The organism is Pseudomonas sp. Irchel s3h17, from assembly GCF_900187505.1.
Lineage (GTDB): Bacteria > Pseudomonadota > Gammaproteobacteria > Pseudomonadales > Pseudomonadaceae > Aquipseudomonas.
The window spans coordinates 172,952-193,294 of sequence record NZ_FYDL01000009.1 but is presented as its reverse complement, the minus strand read 5'-3'; the positions used below and the strand labels follow the sequence as shown (position 1 = coordinate 193,294).

16 protein-coding genes and 1 pseudogene are annotated in these 20,343 nt (G+C 61.3%); 10 read left to right on the top strand and 7 right to left on the bottom strand.

Translation table 11 applies throughout. The features are described 5' to 3' along the window. The first annotated feature begins 5 nt into the window (after window positions 1-5). From hrpA to CKW25_RS15005, 6 genes and pseudogenes are all read left to right on the top strand, one after another. Window positions 6-3,917: an ATP-dependent RNA helicase HrpA gene (gene hrpA / locus CKW25_RS15030; RefSeq protein ID WP_095080237.1), complete on the top strand. Its 3,912-nt coding sequence runs from the start codon at window positions 6-8 to the stop codon at window positions 3,915-3,917. Window positions 3,918-4,236: 319 nt separating this feature from the next. Beyond that, a complete protein-coding gene (locus CKW25_RS15025) occupies window positions 4,237-5,358 on the top strand; it encodes a beta-ketoacyl-ACP synthase III (RefSeq protein WP_095080236.1) in 1,122 nt (373 codons plus the stop codon). Further along, a complete protein-coding gene (locus CKW25_RS15020) occupies window positions 5,358-5,966 on the top strand; it encodes an RNA polymerase sigma factor (protein WP_095080235.1) in 609 nt (202 codons plus the stop codon). The genes CKW25_RS15025 and CKW25_RS15020 overlap by 1 nt, the downstream gene beginning before the upstream one ends. After that, window positions 5,960-6,202, top strand: a complete 243-nt coding sequence (locus CKW25_RS15015; RefSeq protein WP_095080234.1) for an anti-sigma factor — start codon at window positions 5,960-5,962, stop codon at window positions 6,200-6,202. Before CKW25_RS15020 ends, CKW25_RS15015 begins: the two co-directional genes overlap by 7 nt. A 226-nt stretch (window positions 6,203-6,428) precedes the next feature. After that, window positions 6,429-7,619, top strand: a pseudogene (locus tag CKW25_RS15010) (OprO/OprP family phosphate-selective porin); the annotation flags it as partial. A 146-nt stretch (window positions 7,620-7,765) separates the two neighbouring features. Then, window positions 7,766-8,890 carry a GNAT family N-acetyltransferase gene (locus CKW25_RS15005; RefSeq protein ID WP_095080232.1) on the top strand — a complete coding sequence of 375 codons (1,125 nt, stop codon included), beginning with the start codon at window positions 7,766-7,768 and terminating at the stop codon, window positions 8,888-8,890. A 20-nt stretch (window positions 8,891-8,910) separates the two neighbouring features. Here CKW25_RS15005 and aqpZ read toward each other — a convergent pair whose 3' ends face one another. From aqpZ to CKW25_RS14980, 5 genes are all read right to left on the bottom strand, one after another. After that, entirely contained in the window at window positions 8,911-9,609 is a 699-nt protein-coding gene (gene aqpZ, locus CKW25_RS15000) for an aquaporin Z (protein ID WP_095080231.1), read from the bottom strand. A gap of 366 nt (window positions 9,610-9,975) precedes the next feature. Beyond that, a complete protein-coding gene (locus CKW25_RS14995) occupies window positions 9,976-11,808 on the bottom strand; it encodes an ABC transporter ATP-binding protein (protein ID WP_095080230.1) in 1,833 nt (610 codons plus the stop codon). A gap of 88 nt (window positions 11,809-11,896) precedes the next feature. Continuing rightward, window positions 11,897-12,460 carry a peptidylprolyl isomerase gene (locus CKW25_RS14990; RefSeq protein WP_095080229.1) on the bottom strand — a complete coding sequence of 188 codons (564 nt, stop codon included), beginning with the start codon at window positions 12,458-12,460 and terminating at the stop codon, window positions 11,897-11,899. Between the two features lie 3 nt (window positions 12,461-12,463). Then, window positions 12,464-13,267, bottom strand: a complete 804-nt coding sequence (locus CKW25_RS14985; RefSeq protein WP_095080228.1) for an alpha/beta fold hydrolase — start codon at window positions 13,265-13,267, stop codon at window positions 12,464-12,466. Window positions 13,268-13,281: 14 nt separating this feature from the next. Next, window positions 13,282-14,205 carry a LysR family transcriptional regulator gene (locus CKW25_RS14980; RefSeq protein WP_095080403.1) on the bottom strand — a complete coding sequence of 308 codons (924 nt, stop codon included), beginning with the start codon at window positions 14,203-14,205 and terminating at the stop codon, window positions 13,282-13,284. 49 nt (window positions 14,206-14,254) lie between these two features. Between CKW25_RS14980 and CKW25_RS14975 the strand changes: the two genes are divergently transcribed. From CKW25_RS14975 to CKW25_RS14965, 3 genes are all read left to right on the top strand, one after another. Continuing rightward, window positions 14,255-14,572: a 3-phosphoglycerate kinase gene (locus CKW25_RS14975; protein ID WP_095080227.1), complete on the top strand. Its 318-nt coding sequence runs from the start codon at window positions 14,255-14,257 to the stop codon at window positions 14,570-14,572. A gap of 152 nt (window positions 14,573-14,724) precedes the next feature. Beyond that, window positions 14,725-15,324, top strand: coding sequence for an FMN-dependent NADH-azoreductase (locus CKW25_RS14970; RefSeq protein WP_095080226.1), 600 nt, complete (start codon window positions 14,725-14,727; stop codon window positions 15,322-15,324). 218 nt (window positions 15,325-15,542) lie between these two features. Continuing rightward, window positions 15,543-16,409, top strand: coding sequence for a carboxylate/amino acid/amine transporter (locus tag CKW25_RS14965; protein ID WP_095080225.1), 867 nt, complete (start codon window positions 15,543-15,545; stop codon window positions 16,407-16,409). Window positions 16,410-16,477: 68 nt separating this feature from the next. Here CKW25_RS14965 and CKW25_RS14960 read toward each other — a convergent pair whose 3' ends face one another. Next, entirely contained in the window at window positions 16,478-17,776 is a 1,299-nt protein-coding gene (locus CKW25_RS14960; RefSeq protein ID WP_095080224.1) for a mechanosensitive ion channel family protein, read from the bottom strand. Window positions 17,777-17,967: 191 nt separating this feature from the next. On the opposite strand from CKW25_RS14960, the gene CKW25_RS14955 reads away from it, so the two are divergent. Next, window positions 17,968-19,314 (top strand): DEAD/DEAH box helicase, encoded by a 1,347-nt coding sequence (locus CKW25_RS14955; protein ID WP_095080400.1) that lies wholly within the window; start codon window positions 17,968-17,970, stop codon window positions 19,312-19,314. A gap of 124 nt (window positions 19,315-19,438) precedes the next feature. Here CKW25_RS14955 and CKW25_RS14950 read toward each other — a convergent pair whose 3' ends face one another. After that, window positions 19,439-20,170 (bottom strand): thioredoxin family protein, encoded by a 732-nt coding sequence (locus CKW25_RS14950; protein ID WP_095080223.1) that lies wholly within the window; start codon window positions 20,168-20,170, stop codon window positions 19,439-19,441. Window positions 20,171-20,343 lie beyond the last annotated feature (173 nt).

The following is a 20,343-nucleotide window of genomic DNA, read 5'->3' as shown; positions in this document are numbered from 1 at the left end:
ACCTGATGACTGACGAATCGCCCTCCATCGACAAACTGCTGAAAAACCTCGATCACGCCATGCTCGCCGACCGTCACCGGCTGCGGCGGCAGTTGCTCGAGCTGCGCAAGAAACCCGATGAAGCCAAGCTGGCCCAGTGGGTGACGCGCATGCAGGCGTCCTGCGACCAGGTGCTGGCGCGACGTGCCAGCCTGCCGGTGATTCGTTACGACGACAGCCTGCCGATTGCCGCCAAGCGCGATGAAATCAAGGCGGCACTGCAACAGCATCAGGTGCTGATCATTGCCGGTGAAACCGGCTCGGGCAAGACCACCCAGTTGCCGAAGATCTGCCTGGAAATCGGGCGTGGCCAGCACGGCCTGATCGGTCATACCCAGCCGCGCCGGATCGCTGCCCGCAGCGTCGCCAGCCGGGTGGCCGAAGAACTGGCCACGCCGCTTGGCGCCCTGGTCGGTTATCAGGTGCGATTCGAGGACCAGAGCGATGCCAACACCCTGATCAAGCTGATGACCGACGGCATCCTGCTGGCGGAAACCCAGAACGACCGCTACCTCGAACGCTACGACACGATCATCGTCGACGAAGCCCACGAACGCAGCCTGAATATCGACTTTTTGCTCGGTTACCTGAAAACCCTGCTGCCCCGTCGCCCGGACCTGAAAGTCATCATCACCTCGGCAACCATCGACCTGGAGCGCTTCTCCAAGCACTTCGACGATGCACCGATTGTCGAGGTCTCCGGCCGCACCTTCCCGGTAGACACCTGGTACCGACCGTTGACGCTGGAGCAGGACGAAGAGGGCAACCGGGTCGAGGACGACCTGACCGTGGATCAGGCGATCCTCGCCACCCTCGACGAAATCGCCGCCCATGAGCGCAGCGAACGCCGCAGCCCGGGCGATGTGCTGGTGTTCCTGCCGGGCGAGCGCGAGATTCGTGACGCCGCCGACATGCTGCGCAAGGCCCAGCTCAAGCACACCGAGATTCTGCCGCTCTATGCACGGCTGTCGCCGGCCGAGCAGCAGCGAATCTTCCAGTCCCATCCGGGCCGTCGCGTGATCCTGGCGACCAACGTCGCGGAAACCTCGCTGACCGTGCCGGGCATTCGCTACGTGATCGACAGCGGTACGGCGCGCATCAGCCGCTACAGCTACCGCGCCAAGGTTCAGCGCTTGCCGATCGAGGCCATTTCCCAGGCCAGCGCCAACCAGCGCAAGGGTCGCTGCGGGCGGGTCGAGCCGGGCATTTGCGTGCGCCTGTACAGCGAAGAGGACTTTATCGGCCGGCCGGAATTTACCGACCCGGAAATCCTGCGCACCAACCTCGCGGCGGTGATTTTGCAGATGCTCCATCTGCGCCTGGGCGAGATCACCGATTTCCCGTTTATCGAGCCGCCGGATGGCAAGGCCATCAGCGACGGTTTCAACCTGCTGCAAGAACTCTCGGCGGTGGACCGCAACAGTCAGTTGACCCCGTTGGGCCGTCAGCTGGCGCGCTTGCCGGTGGACCCGCGCATGGGCCGCATGCTGCTGGAAGCCGCCAAGCTCGGCAGCTTGCAGGAAGTGCTGATCGTCGCCAGCGCCATGTCGATCCAGGACCCGCGCGAGCGGCCACCGGAGCGGCAACAGGCCGCCGACCAGGCCCACGCGCAATGGAAGGATGTGGACTCGGACTTTGCCGGGCTGGTCAATCTGTGGCGTGGTTTTGAAGAGCAGCGCCAGGCCCTGACGGCCAGTCCGTTGCGCAACTGGTGCCGCAAGAATTTCCTGAACTACCTGCGCTTGCGCGAGTGGCGCGACTCCCATCGGCAGTTGAGCCTGATCTGCCGCGACATGCAGCTGTCCCTCAATAGAGAGCCGGCGGATTACCCGAAGTTGCACAAGGCTGTGTTGTCCGGCTTGCTCAGCCAGATCGGGCAAAAGACTGACGAGGGCGATTATCTCGGTGCGCGTCAGCGACGCTTCTGGATTCACCCGTCCTCGGGGTTGGGCAAGAAGCGCCCGCAATGGTTGATGACCGCCGAACTGGTGGAGACCACCAAGCTCTATGCGCGCATGGTCGCCAAGATCGATGCCGACTGGATCGAACCCCTGGCCGGGCACCTGATCAAGAAAAATCACTTCGAACCCCATTGGGAGAAGAAGCGCGGACAAGTGGTGGCTTACGAACAGATCACCTTGTTCGGGCTGATCATCGTCGGTCGCCGGCCGGTGCACTACGGGCCGATCGACCCTGGGGTTTCCCGCGAGCTGTTTATCCGCGAAGCCCTGGTGCGTGGTGAAATCCAGTCCCGGGCCAAGTGCCTGTCGGCCAATGCGCAACTGCTCGAACAGCTCGATGAGCTGGAAGCCAAGGCCCGACGCCGCGACATTCTGGCGGACGAAGAAACCTTGTTCGCCTTCTACGAGGCGCGCCTGCCCGCCGAGATTCATCAGACCGCGACCTTCGACAGCTGGTATCGGGTCAACAGCCAGAAAGACCCGCAGCTGCTGATCATGCGTGAAGAGGACGTGCTGGCCCGCGAAGCCAACGAAATCACCGCCGCGCATTATCCGGACACCCTGGCCCTGGGGGACCTGACGCTGCCGTTGAGTTATCACTTCGAGCCCAACCACCCGCGTGATGGCGTGACCCTGCGGGTGCCGGCACCGTTACTGCCGATGCTGCCGCCGGAGCGCCTGGAGTGGCTGGTGCCGGGGGTGATCGAGGCCAAGTGCATCGCCCTGGTGCGCAACCTGCCCAAGGCCTTGCGCAAGAACTTTGTGCCGGTGCCCGACTTCATCAAGGCCGCGTTGCAACGCATCACCTTCGCCGAGGGCTCGTTGCCGCAAGCACTGGGTCGTGAGCTGTTGCGCATGACCGGTGCGCGGGTCAGCGATGAAGCCTGGGCCGAAGCGGCGCTGCAGGTGGAAAGCCACTTGCGGATGAACCTGGAAATCGTCGATGGCCAGGGCAAGTTCCTCGGCGAGGGCCGCGACCTGGCCGAGCTGACGGCGCGTTTCGCCGAGGCCAGCCAGGCGGCGTTGGCCGTGCCGCAAACCGCGAAAAGCCAGCAGCCGGTGGAGGCGAAAGTCTTTGCCGCCGTGGCCGAGAAAACCCAACAGAAGATCGCCGGGCTGTCGATGACGGTCTATCCGGCGCTGGTGGAGGAGGCGGGCACGGTCAAGGAAGGGCGTTTCTCCACCCCGGCCGAAGCCGAATTCCAGCATCGTCGCGCCTTGCAACGCCTGCTCATGCAGCAGTTGGCCGAACCGGCGAAGTTCCTGCGCGGCAAACTGCCGGGGCTCACCGAACTGGGGTTGATGTACCGCGAACTGGGGCGCATCGACAGTCTGGTGGAGGACATCCTGCTGGCGAGCCTGGACAGTTGCATTCTTGACGGCGAAGCCAGTCTGCCCCGGGACGGCGCCGGCTTGGCCTCGCTGGCCGAACGCAAGCGAGGCGCCTGGACCGAACATGCCGAGCGCCTGGCCCGATTGACGCTGGAGATTCTCAAGCACTGGCACGCGCTGCAGAAGCGCTTCAAGGGCAAGATCGACCTGGCCCAGGCCGTGGCCTTGAACGATATCAAGCAGCAGTTGAGTCATCTGGTGTACCCGGGCTTTGTCCGTGAAACCCCGATGCCGTGGCTCAAGGAGTTGCCGCGCTACCTCAAGGCGATCGAGCAGCGCTTCGAGAAACTCGGCGCGCAGGTGCAAAAGGATCGGGTCTGGAGTGGCGAACTGAGCGGACTCTGGGCGCAATACCAGGCCCGCGCCAGCAAACACGCCCAGGAAGGCAAGCGCGATCCCGCACTTGAGCTGTACCGCTGGTGGCTGGAGGAATACCGCGTTTCGCTGTTTGCCCAGCAGTTGGGGACCAAAGTACCGATCTCCGACAAGCGTCTGAGCAAGCAATGGAGTCAGGTCGAACCTTGACCCTGTGGGAGATACCGTCTCGATGACATCGCTCGATAAACGTATCGAACACCTGCCCCGTGGCGAGCGAGCTTGCTACGAGGAAAGGGGTGCTCCGTGGGAGCGACTATGCCGTTGCTCATGCAAAAGCGGTCAAATCTCAGCGTTTATGGCAAACTTCGCGCCTATAAACGCCGGCCCCGCGGTTTTGAGCCTTCGACGGCAAGGGTGGATCGGAATAAAGCGACGCCAGGTTGATTCCCGCTGACGGGATAAGACCCTTTATGTGTTGGTACGTCGGTGCCAACGCTTTCTGCCTGACCAGATTAGAGAAACGACCATGCATAATGTCGTCATCAGCGGCACCGGCCTGTACACCCCGGCCAACAGCATCTCCAACGAAGAGCTGGTGCAGTCTTTCAATACCTATGTCGCCCGGTTCAATGCCGACAACGCCGATGCCATCGCGCGCGGCGAGGTCGAGGCGCTGACCGAGTCCAGCGTGGCCTTTATCGAAAAGGCTTCCGGGATCAAGAGCCGCTTTGTCATGGACAAGGAAGGCATCCTTGACCCGGCGCGCATGGCTCCCCGCCTGCCTGAGCGTTCCAACGACGAATGGTCGGTGCTGTGCCAGATGGCCATTGGCGCCGCCGAACAGGCCCTGCAACGCGCCGGTAAAACCGCGGCGGACATCGACGGTGTGATCGTTGCGTGCTCCAACCTGCAACGCGCCTACCCGGCCATTGCCATCGAAGTCCAGGAAGCCCTGGGTATCGAAGGCTTCGGGTTCGACATGAACGTGGCCTGCTCCTCGGCCACCTTCGGTATTCAGGCTGCCACCAACAGCGTACAGCTGGGCCAGGCCCGGGCGATCCTGATGGTCAACCCGGAAGTCTGCACCGGTCACCTGAACTTCCGCGACCGCGACAGCCACTTCATCTTCGGTGACGCCGCCACGGCCGTGATCATCGAACGCGCCGATCTGGCCACCTCTGCGCACCAGTTCGACGTGGTCAGCACCAAGCTGCTGACCAAGTTCTCCAACAACATCCGCAATAACTTCGGTTTTCTCAATCGCGCCGCGGAAGAGGGCATCGGTGCCCGTGACAAGCTGTTCGTGCAGGAAGGCCGCAAGGTGTTCCGTGACGTCTGCCCGATGGTCGCCGAGCTGATCGCCACCCACCTGGAAGAGAACACCCTGAACGTCAGCGACGTGAAGCGTTTCTGGCTGCACCAGGCCAACCTCAGCATGAACCACCTGATCGTCCGGAAGCTGCTGGGCCGTGAAGCCACCGAAGAAGAAGCACCGGTGATTCTCGATACCTACGCCAACACCAGCTCGGCCGGTTCCGTGATTGCCTTCCACAAGCATCAGGACGACTTGCCCGCGGGTTCCCTGGCGGTACTCAGCTCCTTTGGCGCCGGTTACTCCATCGGCAGCGTGCTTCTGCGCAAACGTTGATGAATGACGACAACCAACTGCTTGAGCGCCTGCTGGCAGGCGAGCAGAGGGCTTACAAGGACCTGGTCGGCACCTATCAAGGTGCGATGCGGGCGGTGGCGTATGCCATCGTCGGCGCGCGCCATGCCGATGAAGTCGTGCAGGATGCCTGGCTGTCGGTGGTGCGTAACCTGGCGGGTTTTCAAGGCCGTTCGAGTCTCAAGACCTGGTTGTTGACCATCACCGCGAACGCCGCGAAAAGTCGCTACAAGCAAAACCGTCGGGAAGTGTTGCTGGACGACTTGCCGTCGCCCCATGGCACCCTCGGTGACGATCGGTTTTCAGCCGCCGACGGTCACTGGCTGCTGGCGCCCTTTGCCTGGCACCAGGACACGCCCGAGGCCTTGCTCACCGAAGACGAACTGCGTGAGTGCATGGAGAAGACCTTGCTCAGCCTGCCTGAATTGCAGAGCAGCGTTCTGCTGTTGCGCGACCGGCAAGGGCTCGAGTTGGAGGAAATCTGTAATCTTCTGGAGATCTCGCTCTCCAATGTCCGGGTGCTGTTGCACAGGGCACGCCTGAAGGTCTTCGCGACCGTTGAGCATTTTGAGGAAACCGGCCAATGCTGACGTGTAAGGAACAGGTGGCACGCTCCAGCGATTACCTCGATGGCCAATTGAGCTTTCGCGAGCGTTTGATGGTGCGCCATCACCTGATGTTTTGCCCCAATTGCCGACGCTTCGTGCGGCAAATGCGCTTGATGCAGGCGACCTTGCGCGCCATGCCTGAAGAACCGGTACCGGGTGTCGACGACCTGGCCGGACGACTGGCGGCCGAACGCCAGAAGCACAATACACAGCCCTAGGTTCCTCTGAAAGCTCTTGCTTCCTCCCTCGTACCCCCCTCTATCTCGCGGCTTTCAGCCCGCTTTTCAACGCGTAGCAGATTTATTTCGATTCGAAGTAAAAAAGTTCCGTTGTCATCAAATCTTTATCTAATGGCAACTTGCCCGCAATGAGCCGTCGCCAAGATCCCCTTCCAACACCAGCGGGCCTGAACCGCGTGTAACCAAGATTTGACCACCAATTATCAGCTTCAAACTGGGCGGCCGCTTGCAGGCTGACTACAGTCAGTTTGACGGGATCTACACCAAGAACGGTGATACCGCGGATGCGGCCTACTTACGTCGCGCAGTCCTGGAACTGTCCGGCGTGCTGTATACCGATTGGGCTTACACCATCAACTACGACCTCTCCCACAACACCGGTGACTCCGACAACGGTTACTTCGACGAGGGGTCGCTGGCCTACAACGGCTTCAAGCCGGTCTCGATCAAGGTTGGTCGTTTCGACCCGGACTTCGGCCTGGAAAAAGCTACCAGTTCCAAATGGGTCACCGCACCAGAGCGCAGCATGGCCTACGACATGGTCGACTGGGCGAACGGCCACCAGAACGGTTTGGGCCTGCAAACCTCCGGCGTATTCGCTGATTCGTTCTATGCCTCCGCCGGTGTGTTCAGCAAGGACACCGACGACACCGATGGCAACAGCGTCAAACAGGTCAACGGTCGTTTTGTCTTCGCGCCCATGCATGAAGGCGGCAATGTGCTGCACTTCGGTGCGAACGTCGCCTCCCGCGATGTCTCCGACACGGCCTTCGACTCCCGTTATCGCACCCGCATGGGCATGCGCGGTGTTGAAACCCAAGGCGGTAACGATGCCGATTCCAACGGCAACCGTCCGGTGCTGGGCGGCAGTTCTTCGTCGCCGGCCGGCTCCTACTCGCGTGACGATGCTTTCGGCCTGGAAGCGGCATTCGCCATGGGCCCGGCCTCGATCCAGGGTGAGTACATCACCCGTAAGACCAAGGCTGACGACAACGCGTATGAAGACATCAAGGGTGATGGCTTCTACGTTCAGGGCGCCTACACTCTGACAGGCGAATCCCGCGGCTACAAAATCGGTAAGTTCGATGCGATCAAGCCGGACAACAAATCCATAGGTGCCTGGGAACTGTACTACCGCTACGACAGCATGATCGTCGATGACGACAACGTCACCACCGCCACCCTGACCCGTGACGTTGGCGATGCCGAAGCCCGGGTTCATACCGTTGGCGTCAACTGGTACGCCAACGAAGCAGTGAAAATCTCCGCGGCCTACCTCATGGCCGACACCGACAATGTGACCAACGCCACGGACGCTACCGAAACTACCCCGGCAGAGACTACGGGCGATGACAGCGGCGATGGCTTTGTACTTCGTGCTCAATACGTGTTCTAAATCGCGGTAACGGCAGCACGAGCTCTTTCCTCATCCGTTAAAGCTCCTTTCGTTTCACCCCGCCTCGGCGGGGTTTTTTTATTACGGCCACTGGCACGGATGGGCGATACTCGGAGGGTCTTGAGGCTGCACCTGCGGGGAACAGAATGCCGTTACACGTTTTGGACAGTTTGTCCGCCATTGCGCCTCAGGAATGGGATGCCCTGGTGCCGGACACCCAGCCGTTCCTGCGCCACGCGTTTCTGGGGGCGTTGGAAGACAGTGGCAGTCTCGGCCCCCATTCCGGTTGGCAACCGGAGCACCTGCTGCACATCGAAGGTGGCCATCTGCTGGCGGCGCTGCCCAGTTACCGCAAATGGCACTCTTATGGCGAATACGTGTTCGACCATGGCTGGGCCGATGCCTGTGAAAAGGCCGGGATCGCGTACTACCCCAAGCTGTTGACGGCCGTGCCGTTCAGCCCGGTCAGCGGGCCGCGCTTGTTGGCCGCCAAAGTGCAGGATGGCTTCGAACTGCTCAAGAGCCTGCCCGGGTACCTGGAGATCGAGAAGCTTTCCAGCGCCCATATCAACTTCACCGATGCCTTTACCGATGCCGCCCTGGCCGAGCAGCCGGGCTGGCTGCAACGTGTCGGCTGCCAATACCACTGGCAGAATCGCGGGTATCGGGACTTCCAGGATTTCCTCGATGCGCTGAGCTCACGCAAGCGCAAGCAAATGCGCAAGGAGCGCGAGCAAGTGGCGGGGCAGGGCATTGAGTTTGAATGGCTAGAAGGGCACCAACTCGACCAGGCACAGTGGGATTTCGTCTATGCCTGCTACGCCAACACCTATGCGGTGCGTCGGCAGTCACCTTACCTGACCCGGGAGTTCTTCAGCCTGCTGGCCGAGCGCATGCCCGAAGCGATACGGGTGGTGTTGGCCAAACAAGGGGCGCGGCCGGTGGCCATGGCCTTCAGCCTGGTGGGGGGCGATAGTTTTTATGGGCGCTACTGGGGTTGCCTGGCGGAGTTCGACCGCCTGCACTTCGAGACCTGTTTCTATCAAGGCATGGACTACGCCATCACCAACGGCTTCCAGCGATTTGATGCCGGCGCCCAGGGAGAGCATAAATTGATTCGTGGGTTTGAACCGGTGATCACCCATTCCTGGCACTACTTGCGTCACGCAGGATTGAAAGCGGCGGTCCAGGACTTTCTCGAGCGCGAGCGCATCGGGGTGATGGGGTATGCGCAAGAAGCGAGGACAGCCTTGCCGTATCGACAGGGCTGACCCTCGCGCCCAGGCGTCGCTTAACTGTCTTCCTTGCCCAGCCAGCGGTACATTACGCCACCAATCACCGCGCCCAACAGTGGCGCCAGCCAGAACAGCCAGAGCTGTTGAAGCGCCCAGCCGCCGACAATCAACGCAGGGCCGGTACTGCGCGCTGGGTTGACCGAGGTGTTGGTGACCGGAATCGAGATCAGGTGAATCAGGGTCAACCCCAGGCCGATGGCGATCGGTGCCATCCCGGCCGGGGCGCGCTTGTCGGTGGCGCCAAGGATGATCAGGATGAACATCGCCGTCATCACCAGCTCGCTGACAAAGCCCGCGGCCATCGAGTAGCCGCCCGGTGAATGTTCACCGTAGCCGTTGGAGGCCAGGCCGCTGGCCAGTTCGAAGCCCGGCTTGCCGCTGGCGATGAAGTACAGCAGGGCGGCGGCAATGATCGCGCCGATCACCTGGGCGATGATATAGGCCGGCAGTTCCTTGGCCGGGAATCGCCCGCCGACCACCAGTCCCAGCGACACCGCCGGGTTGAGGTGGCAACCCGAGATATGGCCGATGGCAAACGCCATGGTCAGCACCGTCAGGCCAAATGCCAGAGATACCCCCAGCAGGCCGATCCCGACCTCGGGAAAGGCGGCTGCCAACACCGCACTGCCGCAACCACCCAGCACCAGCCAGAACGTACCTACCAACTCTGTAGCCGAACGTTTTAACAGAGACATAAAAGAGAGCCTTTTCGAGTTATTGCTACCGTTTGCCCCAGCAGATGGACGACAGGCCATCTCCCGAACCTGCCCTGAGTACAGCAGGATTTTTCTGGAATTCCAGTGGTCATGAAAACGCCGACGCCCATGCTTGAGGGGTTGTGGAGGTTATCGTAGATCCAGAGTGGGTGTAACCGTCTTGATCGCGTGGTGGCTTCCCGGCACATACCCGTGGCGAGCGAGCTTGCTCGCGCTGGGCTGCGCAGCAGCCCAAAAATCGCTCATCAAGTGTTGTCTGAAAGTTTGCGATCGTCTTGTAGGGGGGCGCTTCGCGCCCCAGCGCGAGCAAGCTCGCTCGCCACAGGGGACGCGTATGCACTCGACTCAATCGATGCCGACAAACCCTCCGGTCTGGTGCTGCCAAAGCCGGGCATACAACCCGCCATGGGCCAACAGTTCGGCGTGGGTGCCGCTTTCGGCGATCCGGCCGTTTTCCAGTACCACCAGGCGATCCATCCGGGCGATGGTGGAAAGCCGGTGCGCGATGGCGATCACGGTCTTGCCCTGCATCAGGGTTTCGAGGCTTTCCTGGATCGCCGCTTCCACCTCCGAGTCCAGCGCCGAGGTGGCTTCATCCATGATCAGGATTGGCGCGTCCTTGAGCAGCACCCGGGCGATGGCGATGCGTTGGCGTTGACCGCCGGAGAGTTTGACCCCGCGCTCACCGACGTGGGCATCGAAGCCCGTGCGGCCTTCAGCGTCCGACAGCAACGGGATGAATTCGTCGGCACGGGCCTTGTGCACGGCTTCCCAGAGTTCGGCGTCGGTGGCATCGGGTTTGCCGTACAGCAGGTTGTCACGGATCGAGCGGTGCAGCAGTGAAGTGTCCTGGGTGATCATGCCGATCCGTTCGCGCAGGCTTTCCTGGGCCACATGGGCGATGTTCTGGCCATCGATCAGGATCTGCCCGCCCTGCAAGTCGTACAGGCGCAACAGCAGATTGACCAGGGTCGACTTGCCGGCGCCGGAAGGGCCGATCAGGCCGATTTTCTCACCGGGTCGGATGGTCAGGTTCAGGTCGCCGATGATTCCGCTTTTCTTGCCATAGTGAAACGCCACGTGTTCGAAACGCACTTCGCCACGGTCCACTTGCAGGCGGGGAGCCAGTTCACGGTCGGTGACGCTGATCGGTTGCGCGATGGTTTGCAGGCCGTCCTGGACCATCCCGATGTTCTCGAAGATGCCGTTGACCACCCACATGATCCAGCCAGACATGTTGACGATGCGGATCACCAGGCCGGTGGCCAGGGCAATGGCACCGACCGAGATCAGCGACTGGGTCCACAACCACAACGCCAGGCCCGTGGTACCGACAATCAGCAGGCCGTTCATGCTGGTGATGACCACGTCCATGCTGGTGACGACGCGCCCGGCCAGCTGGGATTTTTCGGTTTGTTCGGCGATGGCTTCACGGGCGTATTGCTGTTCGAAGTTGGTGTGGGCGAACAACTTGAGCGTGGTGATGTTGGTGTAGCCGTCGACAATCCGGCCCATCAGTTTGGAACGGGCGTCGGAGGACACCACCGAGCGTTCCTTGACCCGAGGCACGAAGTAGTAGAGCGCGCCGAGGTAGGCGGCGATCCAGGTCAGCAACGGAATCATCAGGCGCCAGTCGGCCTCGGCGAACAGTACCAGTGAGCTGATGGCGTAGATCAGCACATGCCACAACGCATCCACCGCTTGCACCGCGGAGTCGCGCAGGGAGTTGCCGGTTTGCATGATCCGTTGGGCGATGCGCCCGGCGAAGTCGTTCTGGAAGAAATTCAGGCTCTGCTTGAGCACGTAGCTGTGGTTCTGCCAGCGAATCAGGCTGGTCATGCCGGGGCTCAGGGTCTGGTGCACCAGCAGGTCGTGCAGGCCGACGAACACCGGGCGCAGGACCAGCGCGACCACTGCCATCCAGGCCAGTTCAACCCCGTGGACCTTGAAGAAGTCGGCGTTCGGTGTGCCCTGGGCCAGGTCGATGATCCGGCTCAGGTAACTGAACAGCGCCACTTCGATCAGCGCACCGAACAGGCCGATGACCAACAGCGCGGCGAAGCTCGGCCAGACCTGGCGCAGGTAATAGGTATAGAAGGGCAGGACCCGATCAGGCGGGGCCGCCGTCGGGGCGTCACGGAATATGTCGATCAGTTTTTCGAAACGGCGATAAAGCATCAGTCAAACGCCCGCGTGCGGGCTCTCCTTTTTTCGATGCGAGCGGCACGCCGTTCCTTGCGTGGCCGCTCGGGACGCCCTGTGCAGCTTAGTCGATGCGCTTGGCCGACTTGATCAGCACCGGGTCGATTGGCACGTTCTGCATGCCTTGTTTAGTGGTGGTCTGCGAGTTGACGATGATGTCGACCACGTCCATCCCCTTGACCACTTTGGCGAACACGGCATAACCGGCATCGCGTCCCGGGTTCAGGAAGTCATTGTCGGCGACGTTGATGAAGAACTGGCTGGTGGCCGAATCCGGGTTCGAGGTGCGGGCCATCGACAGCGTGCCGCGTACGTTATGCAGGCCATTGCTGGCTTCGTTCCTGATCGGCTCCTTGGTGTCTTTCTGCGCCATTTGCGGGGTGAAGCCACCCCCTTGCACCATGAACCCCGGAATCACGCGGTGGAAAATAGTGTTGGTGTAGAAGCCGCTGTCGACGTAGGCCAGAAAGTTCTTGGTGCTGACCGGCGCCTTGACCGGGTCCAGTTCGATTTCGATCGGACCGTTGGTGGTCTCGAGCAATACGTGGGGAGCCTTGGTCGCTTCTGCGGCCATCAGGTTGGCGGCGAACAGGACTGCGCCGGTGGCGAGGGCGATTTTTTTCAGCATGGGTCAGTGATCCTGGGTAGTAGTGTCGACAGTGGTTAGAAAATCAAGCAGGGTCTGGTTGAAACGCTGCGGCTGGTCCAGCGGCGTGGCATGGCGCGAATCCTCGATCACCACCAGCCGCGCATCGGGCAACAGTTTTACATAGGCTTGTTTCAGCGCCACCGGCGTGTAGTCATGGTCGGCGCTGATGACCAGGGTTGGACAGGTGACTTTCGCCAGTCGTTCCTGAACCCCCCAGCCAACAATGGCATTGAAGCTGGCGAGATAAGCACGTTTGTCGTTTTTTGCCCAGCGCTCGGCCATCTTTTGCCGCAGGTCGGCCTGTTCGGGCTTGGGGAACAGTTTGGCGCCCAGGGCCTTGCCAATGCTGCCAAGGCTCAGCAGGTGCATCAGGCCCCAGCGCTTGAACCATTGCCAGTAATCGTCGGCGGTGCGGACCTTGACTTGCGGCGCGCTGTTGACGATGGACAGGCTTTTGAGCAGCCCCGGCTGGTCCACCGCCAGTTGAAAACCGATCATGCCGCCCATGGACAGCCCTACCAGGTGGGCCGGGCCCAGGTTCAGGTGTTCGATCAGCGCGACCAGGTCGGCGCTGAAGCCGGCAATGCTGTAGCGCTCCCGGGGTTTGTCGGAGCGGCCATGGCCGCGCACATCGGGGATGATCAGGCGGTAGCGAGCCGAAAGCTCGGGGATCTGCTTCTCCCAGTCCTGCGTGCTCGAGCCCAGCCCGTGAACCAGCAGCAGCGGCGTGCCGTGGCCATATTCCTCGTAGTGCAGTGTGCAACCTTCGTGTTCGAAATAGGCCATGGTGCAACTCCTTGTCAGGCTTGTTCCGGGGCGGCGAAAGGGGCATCCAGCGGCGCGGTATCGAAGGTGCGCAGCAGCTCGATGAGAATCTGCGTGGCCGGGCCCAGGGGTTTGTCCTTGTTCGAGTACAGGTAGAAGCTGGGGTTACGGCTGCCACCCTGGTCCAACGGTAGCAGCTTGAGCAGGCCCTCCTTGAGTTCCCGTTCGATCATGTGCCGTGGCAACCAGGCAAAACCCAGGCCGCTGCCGACGAAGGTCGCCGCGGTGGCCAGGCTGCCGACGGTCCAGCGTTGTTCGGCGCCGAGCCAGCCGACGTCGCGCGGCTGTTGCCGGCCGGAGTCACGGATCACCACTTGCAACTGGCTTTCGAGATCCTGGAAATTCAGCTCGCGGTTCAGGCGATGCAAGGAATGCTCGGGATGGGCGACGGCGACGAACTCGACATGGCTCAGTTCCGCCCCCAGGTAACCGGGAATGCTGAAGCCGCTGATGGCCAGGTCGGCCACGCCTTCGAGCAGGACTTCCTCGACCCCGGACAACACTTCTTCACGCAAGCGAACCCGGCAGCCACGGCTTTGCGGCATGAAGGCGGTCAAGGCGCGCACGAGGCGGGCGCTCGGGTAGGCGGCGTCGACCACCAGGCGCACTTCGGCTTCCCAGCCTTGCTCCATGTGGTGGGCCAGGTCTTCCAGTTGACTGGCCTGTTTGACCAGCTGTCGCGAGCGCCGCAGCAGCACGCCACCGGCTTCGGTCAACACGGCCTTGCGCCCGTCGATGCGCAGCAGCGGCACGCCGAGCTGGTCTTGCATGCGCGCCACGGTGTAGCTGACGGACGATTGCGAGCGGTGCAGCGCTTCGGCCGCCTGGGCAAATCCGCCGTGGTCGACCACGGCTTGCAGCGTGCGCCATTGATCCAGGGTCACGCGGGGCGCTTTCATCATGGGCTCCTCTTGTCCTAAGCTGGCAGCTTCCTCTGGAGGCTGTCGAATGAAAAAAGTCTGTTGTGCGGTGCTGGCGATGTTGCCGTTGAGTGCGTTTGCCTATCCCATCGATGTACAAAAAGAACTCAATGGCCTGGGGGTCGACTACACCACCTACGCGACCGACTACGATATGGGGTCCATCACGCTGAACAACTACGGCAAGACCGACGCCGAGTGCACAGTGGTGTTCGCCAACGGCCCGGAGTCGCCCCGCACGCGGCGTGTCAGCCTGGTCGCGGGGAAAAGCACCGATGTCACGGCCAAGTTCAGCCGCAAGATCATCAAATTGCGCATCGGCCTGACCTGCACCGAGAAGCAATAAGCACTCAAGCGAAGCAGATGCCCATGGCATGCTTCGCTTATAAACGAATTTATTGATGGGTTATAGCAGTTATTTGCGCTTTTTCATCGATATGACTCTGTTTAATCTCCACTCCATCGACTTACAGCATTCACCGATGGAGGCTACATCCCATGTCCCGCGTTCTGATCATCGAAAGCAGCGCCCGCCAGCAAGACTCGGTTTCCCGTCAACTGACTCAAACCTTCATCAACCAGTGGAAAGCCGCGCACCCGGCCGACCAGATCACCGTCCGTGACCTGGCGACCCATCCGGTCCCCCACCTGGACGTAAACCTGCTGGGTGGCTGGATGAAGCCTGCCGAGCAGCGCAACCCAATCGAACAGGCAGCACTTGAGCGCTCCAACCTGCTGACCGACGAATTGCTGGCCGCCGACGTACTGGTGATGGCCGCGCCGATGTACAACTTCGCGATCCCCAGCACCCTCAAGGCCTGGCTCGATCATGTGCTGCGTGCCGGGGTGACCTTCAAGTACACCGAGACCGGTCCCCAGGGCCTGCTCAGCGGCAAGCGTGCCTACGTATTGACCGCTCGCGGTGGCATCTACGCGGGCAGCACCGCCGATCACCAGGAACCGTACCTGCGTCAGGTCATGGGCTTCATCGGTATTCATGACGTCAGCTTCATTCATGCCGAAGGGATGAACCTGGGCGGTGACTTCCAGGAAAAAGGACTGAACCAGGCCAACGCCAGACTGGCCCAGGTCGCCTGACAGGTTAATCGCCCGTTAATCGCTGGATGGTCTAGTGACCTGGCGCAACCCTTCAAGGCTCTACGCGCAACGAACCTCCCTTTGCACTTATTGCTCCTGAGTGCCCTGGCCCGATTGAACGCTTTAGCGAGATCGGGCTTTTTTTTGCCTGTTGTTACCCGGCCTTCACTGTCCGTGGCAAAACCGCTATCGTCGCCGCCACTTTGGACGAGGCGCATATGGGCTATCTGCTATTTGTCACGCTGATTCAGGCGTTTTCCTTCAGTCTGATCGGCGAGTACCTGGCCGGTCATGTCGACAGTTACTTCGCGGTGCTGGTGCGGGTACTGCTGGCCGGGCTGGTGTTCATCCCGCTGACCCGCTGGCGTTCGGTGGAGCCTGCGTTCATGCGCGGGATGCTGCTGATCGGCGCCTTGCAGTTCGGCGTGACCTACGTCTGCCTGTACCTGAGCTTTCGGGTGCTGACGGTGCCGGAAGTCCTGCTGTTCACCATTCTCACGCCGTTGCACGTGACCTTGATCGAGGATGCGCTCAACCGCCGCTTCAACCCTTGGGCGCTGGTAGCGGCACTGGTGGCGGTGCTGGGGGCGGCCGTGATTCGCTACGACCGGATCAGCCCGGACTTCCTCATGGGCTTCTTGCTGCTGCAACTGGCCAACTTCACCTACGCCGCGGGGCAGGTGCTGTACAAGCACCTGGTGGCACGCCATCCAAGCGACCTGCCGCATTATCGACGCTTCGGTTACTTCTACCTGGGCGCGCTGGCGGTGGTGCTGCCGGCCTTTCTACTGTTCGGCAAAAGCGACTTCCTGCCGGAAGCACCGCTGCAGTGGGGCGTGTTGCTGTTCCTCGGGCTGGTGTCCACCGCACTGGGCCTGTACTGGTGGAACAAGGGCGCCTGCCTGGTCAATGGCGGGACCCTGGCGGTGATGAACAACCTGCATGTACCCGTGGGGCTGCTGATCAATTTGCTGATCTGGAACCAGCATGAGGAGTTGGGGCGGCTGATGTTTGGCGGCCTGGTGATACTGGCGGCGGTGTGGGTCAGTCGGTTGGGTGTGCGTCCGACGGCAAGCGCGTTCTGACATTAAATGTGAGCCCTGCTCGGATCGTTCCCGTATAGCGGGAACGATCCGAGCAGGGGGGAACGCTATTACTCCGTGGGCTGTTCCAGTAGCGGGAAATGGCTGGCGCCCAGCACGGCTGGTAGCACCCCGGCGCGCAGGTCATTGCCGCTCGGTTGCTGGTACAGGCTCAAGCCAAACTCCGGCAGTACCGCCAGCAGGTAATCGAAGATATCGCCCTGGATGCGCTCGTAGTCGTCCCACGCGGTGGTGCGGGTGAAACAGTAAATTTCCAGCGGCACGCCCTGGGCGGTGGTCTGCATCTGGCGGACGATGCAGGTCATGTTCGGCTGGATGTCCGGGTGCCCCTTCAAGTACGCCAGTGCATAGGCACGGAAGGTGCCGATGTTGGTCATCCGTCGACGGTTTGCCGACATCGCCGCCACTGTGCCCTGGGCTTCGTTCCAAGCCTTGAGTTCAGCCTGTTTGCGGCTCATGTAGCCGGTAAGCAGGCGAATCTGGGTCAGCCTCTGTTCCTCGCCGTCGGTGATGAAGCGGACGCCGCTGGCATCGATGAACAGGCTGCGCTTGATCCGGCGGCCACCGGAGGCCTGCATGCCGCGCCAGTTCTTGAACGACTCGGACATCAGGCGCCAGGTCGGGATCGAGACGATGGTCTTGTCGAAGTTCTGCACCTTGACCGTGTGCAGGGTGATGTCCACCACATCGCCGTCGGCACCGACTTGCGGCATTTCGATCCAGTCGCCGACCCGCAGCATGTCATTGCTGGTCAGTTGCACACTGGCGACGAACGACAGCAGGGTGTCCTTGTAGACCAGGATGATGACGGCCGACATCGCACCCAGGCCGGACAGCAGCAAGAGCGGTGAACGGTCGATCAGGGTGGCGACGATGATGATCCCGCCGAGGACATACAAGACCATTTTCGCCAGTTGCACGTAACCTTTGATCGAGCGGGTGCGGGCGTGTTCGGTACGGGCGTAGATGTCCAGCAGGGCATTGAGCAGGGCGCTGATGGCCAGCATCAGGAACAGGATGGTGAAGGCCAGGGCAGCGTTGCCGAGAAAGTGCTGGGTGACCTTGTTCATCTCGGGGATCAGGCTCAGGCCAAACTGGATCACCACAGAGGGCACGATCTGCGCCAGGCGATGGAACACTTTGTTGGCGAGAAAGTCGTTGAGCCAGAACATCGACGGCTGGCGACCGAGCAACTCCACGCCGCGCAGGATGAGGTAGCGCGCCGCTCGTCCGACGACCAGCGCGACGAACAAGAGCAGCAGGAATGCCAGGAGGGAATAAATCCGCGGGTGTTGTCCCAAGGCATTCCAGAGATCCTGGGTATTGAGCCAGAGCTGATTGAGATCCATAGGCGAAACGATTCTTCTGTAGGATGAGATCGGTTGATTGGACAGTTTAGACGCACCGAGAGTGCGATCAGGGACAATTGCGCGAACAAAAAAGCCACTGTTTGCGTTCGATTGCATAAAGAAACTCGGCCTACGCGCTCGAAACCGTTACCCTATGCAGCTGATTTTTGTATTTCTTCGAGGTAGCACCCGTGTTTTCCCAATTCGCCCTGCACGAACGCCTGCTCAAAGCCGTGGCCGAGCTTAAATTTGTCGAGCCAACGCCTGTGCAGGCAGCGGCTATCCCGCTCGCGCTGCAAGGGCGTGACCTGCGGGTGACGGCGCAAACCGGTAGCGGCAAGACCGCTGCATTCGTTCTGCCGATCCTCAACCGGTTGATCGGCCCGGCGAAAGTCCGTGTCAGCATCAAGACCCTGATCCTGCTGCCGACCCGCGAGCTGGCCCAGCAGACCCTGAAGGAGGTGGAGCGTTTTTCCCAGTTCACCTTCATCAAGTCCGGCCTGATCACCGGCGGTGAAGACTTCAAGGTCCAGGCCGCCATGCTGCGCAAGGTGCCGGACATCCTGATCGGTACCCCGGGCCGGATGATCGAGCAACTGAACGCCGGCAACCTCGACTTGAAAGAAGTCGAAGTGCTGGTGCTCGACGAAGCCGACCGCATGCTCGACATGGGTTTCTCCGAAGACGTCCAGCGCCTGGTCGACGAGTGCACCAACCGTCAGCAGACCATGCTGTTCTCCGCCACCACCGGCGGTTCGGGCCTGCGCGAGATGATCGCCAAGGTGCTGAACAACCCTGAGCACCTGCAGCTCAATGCGGTCAGCCAGCTGAATGCGACCACTCGCCAGCAAATCATCACCGCTGACCACAACCAGCACAAAGAGCAGATCGTCAACTGGCTGCTGGCCAACGAGACCTACCAGAAGGCCATCGTCTTCACCAACACCCGGGCCATGGCCGACCGTATCTACGGCCGCCTGGTGGCACAGGAGTACAAGGCGTTTGTCTTGCACGGTGAGAAAGACCAGAAGGACCGCAAGCTGGCCATCGACCGTCTGAAGCAGGGCGGGGTGAAGATCCTGGTGGCCACCGACGTAGCCGCTCGCGGCCTGGACGTGGACGGCCTGGACCTGGTGATCAACTTCGACATGCCACGCAGCGGCGACGAATACGTGCACCGTATCGGCCGTACCGGGCGTGCCGGTAACGATGGCCTGGCGATCTCGCTGATCTGCCACGGCGACTGGAACCTGATGTCGAGCATCGAGCGCTACCTCAAGCAGAGCTTCGAGCGCCGTACCATCAAGGAAGTCAAAGGCACCTACGGCGGACCGAAAAAGGTCAAGGCTTCGGGCAAGGCCGTTGGCGTGAAGAAGAAAAAGACCGACGCCAAGGGCGACAAGAAGAAGTCAGCCGCCAAGGCACCGACCAAGCGCAAGATCGCCAACCGGCCGAAGACCGACGCCCTGTCGCTGGTCAGCAAGGACGGCATGGCCCCGCTCAAGCGCCGCAAGCCGGAAGCTCCGGCCGCTGAGTAACGCGCCATCGCTCGCTGACAACATGTAGCGTGCTGTCAAAAACCCGGACCCTGTCCGGGTTTTTGTTTTTCAGCGATCGGCTTTTTCTCTGCGGTGCCGGCCAGCCTCGCGCTTGTCGATCAGATCATGAGTGGCAGCAACTGGTCGGCGCCTGGTCATCGTAGCGATCGTGATGGCGCACCCAATCCATGATTTCGTCCTCGTTGCGGCCCTTGGGTGTCAGGTCAAGGTAGTTGTAGGCACCCACCAGCAAGTCCAGGCCCCGGGCGTAGGTGGAGTAGGTGTGGAATATTTCGCCGGCTTCGTTGCGATAAAATACGCTGAGACCGGGGAGTTCTTCTTCGGTGCTGTCGGTTTTTTCGTAGTTGTAGGTGGCGCTGCCGGCCGTGACTGCTTCTGCTCGAAGCGAGACGCCGAAGTCGTAGTTGAAGTCGCAGCCTTCGGACGACACCCAGTCGAACTTCCAGCCCATACGCCGTTTGAATGGCTGGAACTCGGCGAAGGGGGCGTGGGACACAGCCACCAATGCTACGTCATGGTGGGTCAGGTGCTGGTTGGCGCCGTCAATGTGATCGGACAGAAAGGAACACCCCGGGCAACCCTCGTCCCAACCCGCGCCAAACATGAAGTGGTAGATGACCAATTGGCTGCGGCCGCCGAACAGGTCAGTCAGTTTCAATTCACCGTGAGCGCCCTGAAACCGGTAGTCCTTGTCGATTTTCACCCAGGGCAGGGCCCGGCGTTCGGCGCTGAGTTTGTCCCGTTCCCGGGTGAAGGCTTTTTCGTGGACCAGGTGTTCGCGGCGCGCGGTGAGCCACTCTTCCCGGGACACGACGGGATGATTCTGGATTTTCATGGTGTTTTCTCCTGCCAGCGGTGGCGAAAATCGACCCGTACCGTGGGGTTAGACCCTCTTGCACAGAGTAGTCGTCGGGCTCTGGGGGAATTCGACATACCGTCGGTCGACACAGGGCAGCCCCCGGTGCGATGCGCCGGATCCGCCCACGTTGGCGGATGGCGTGGCGCAGG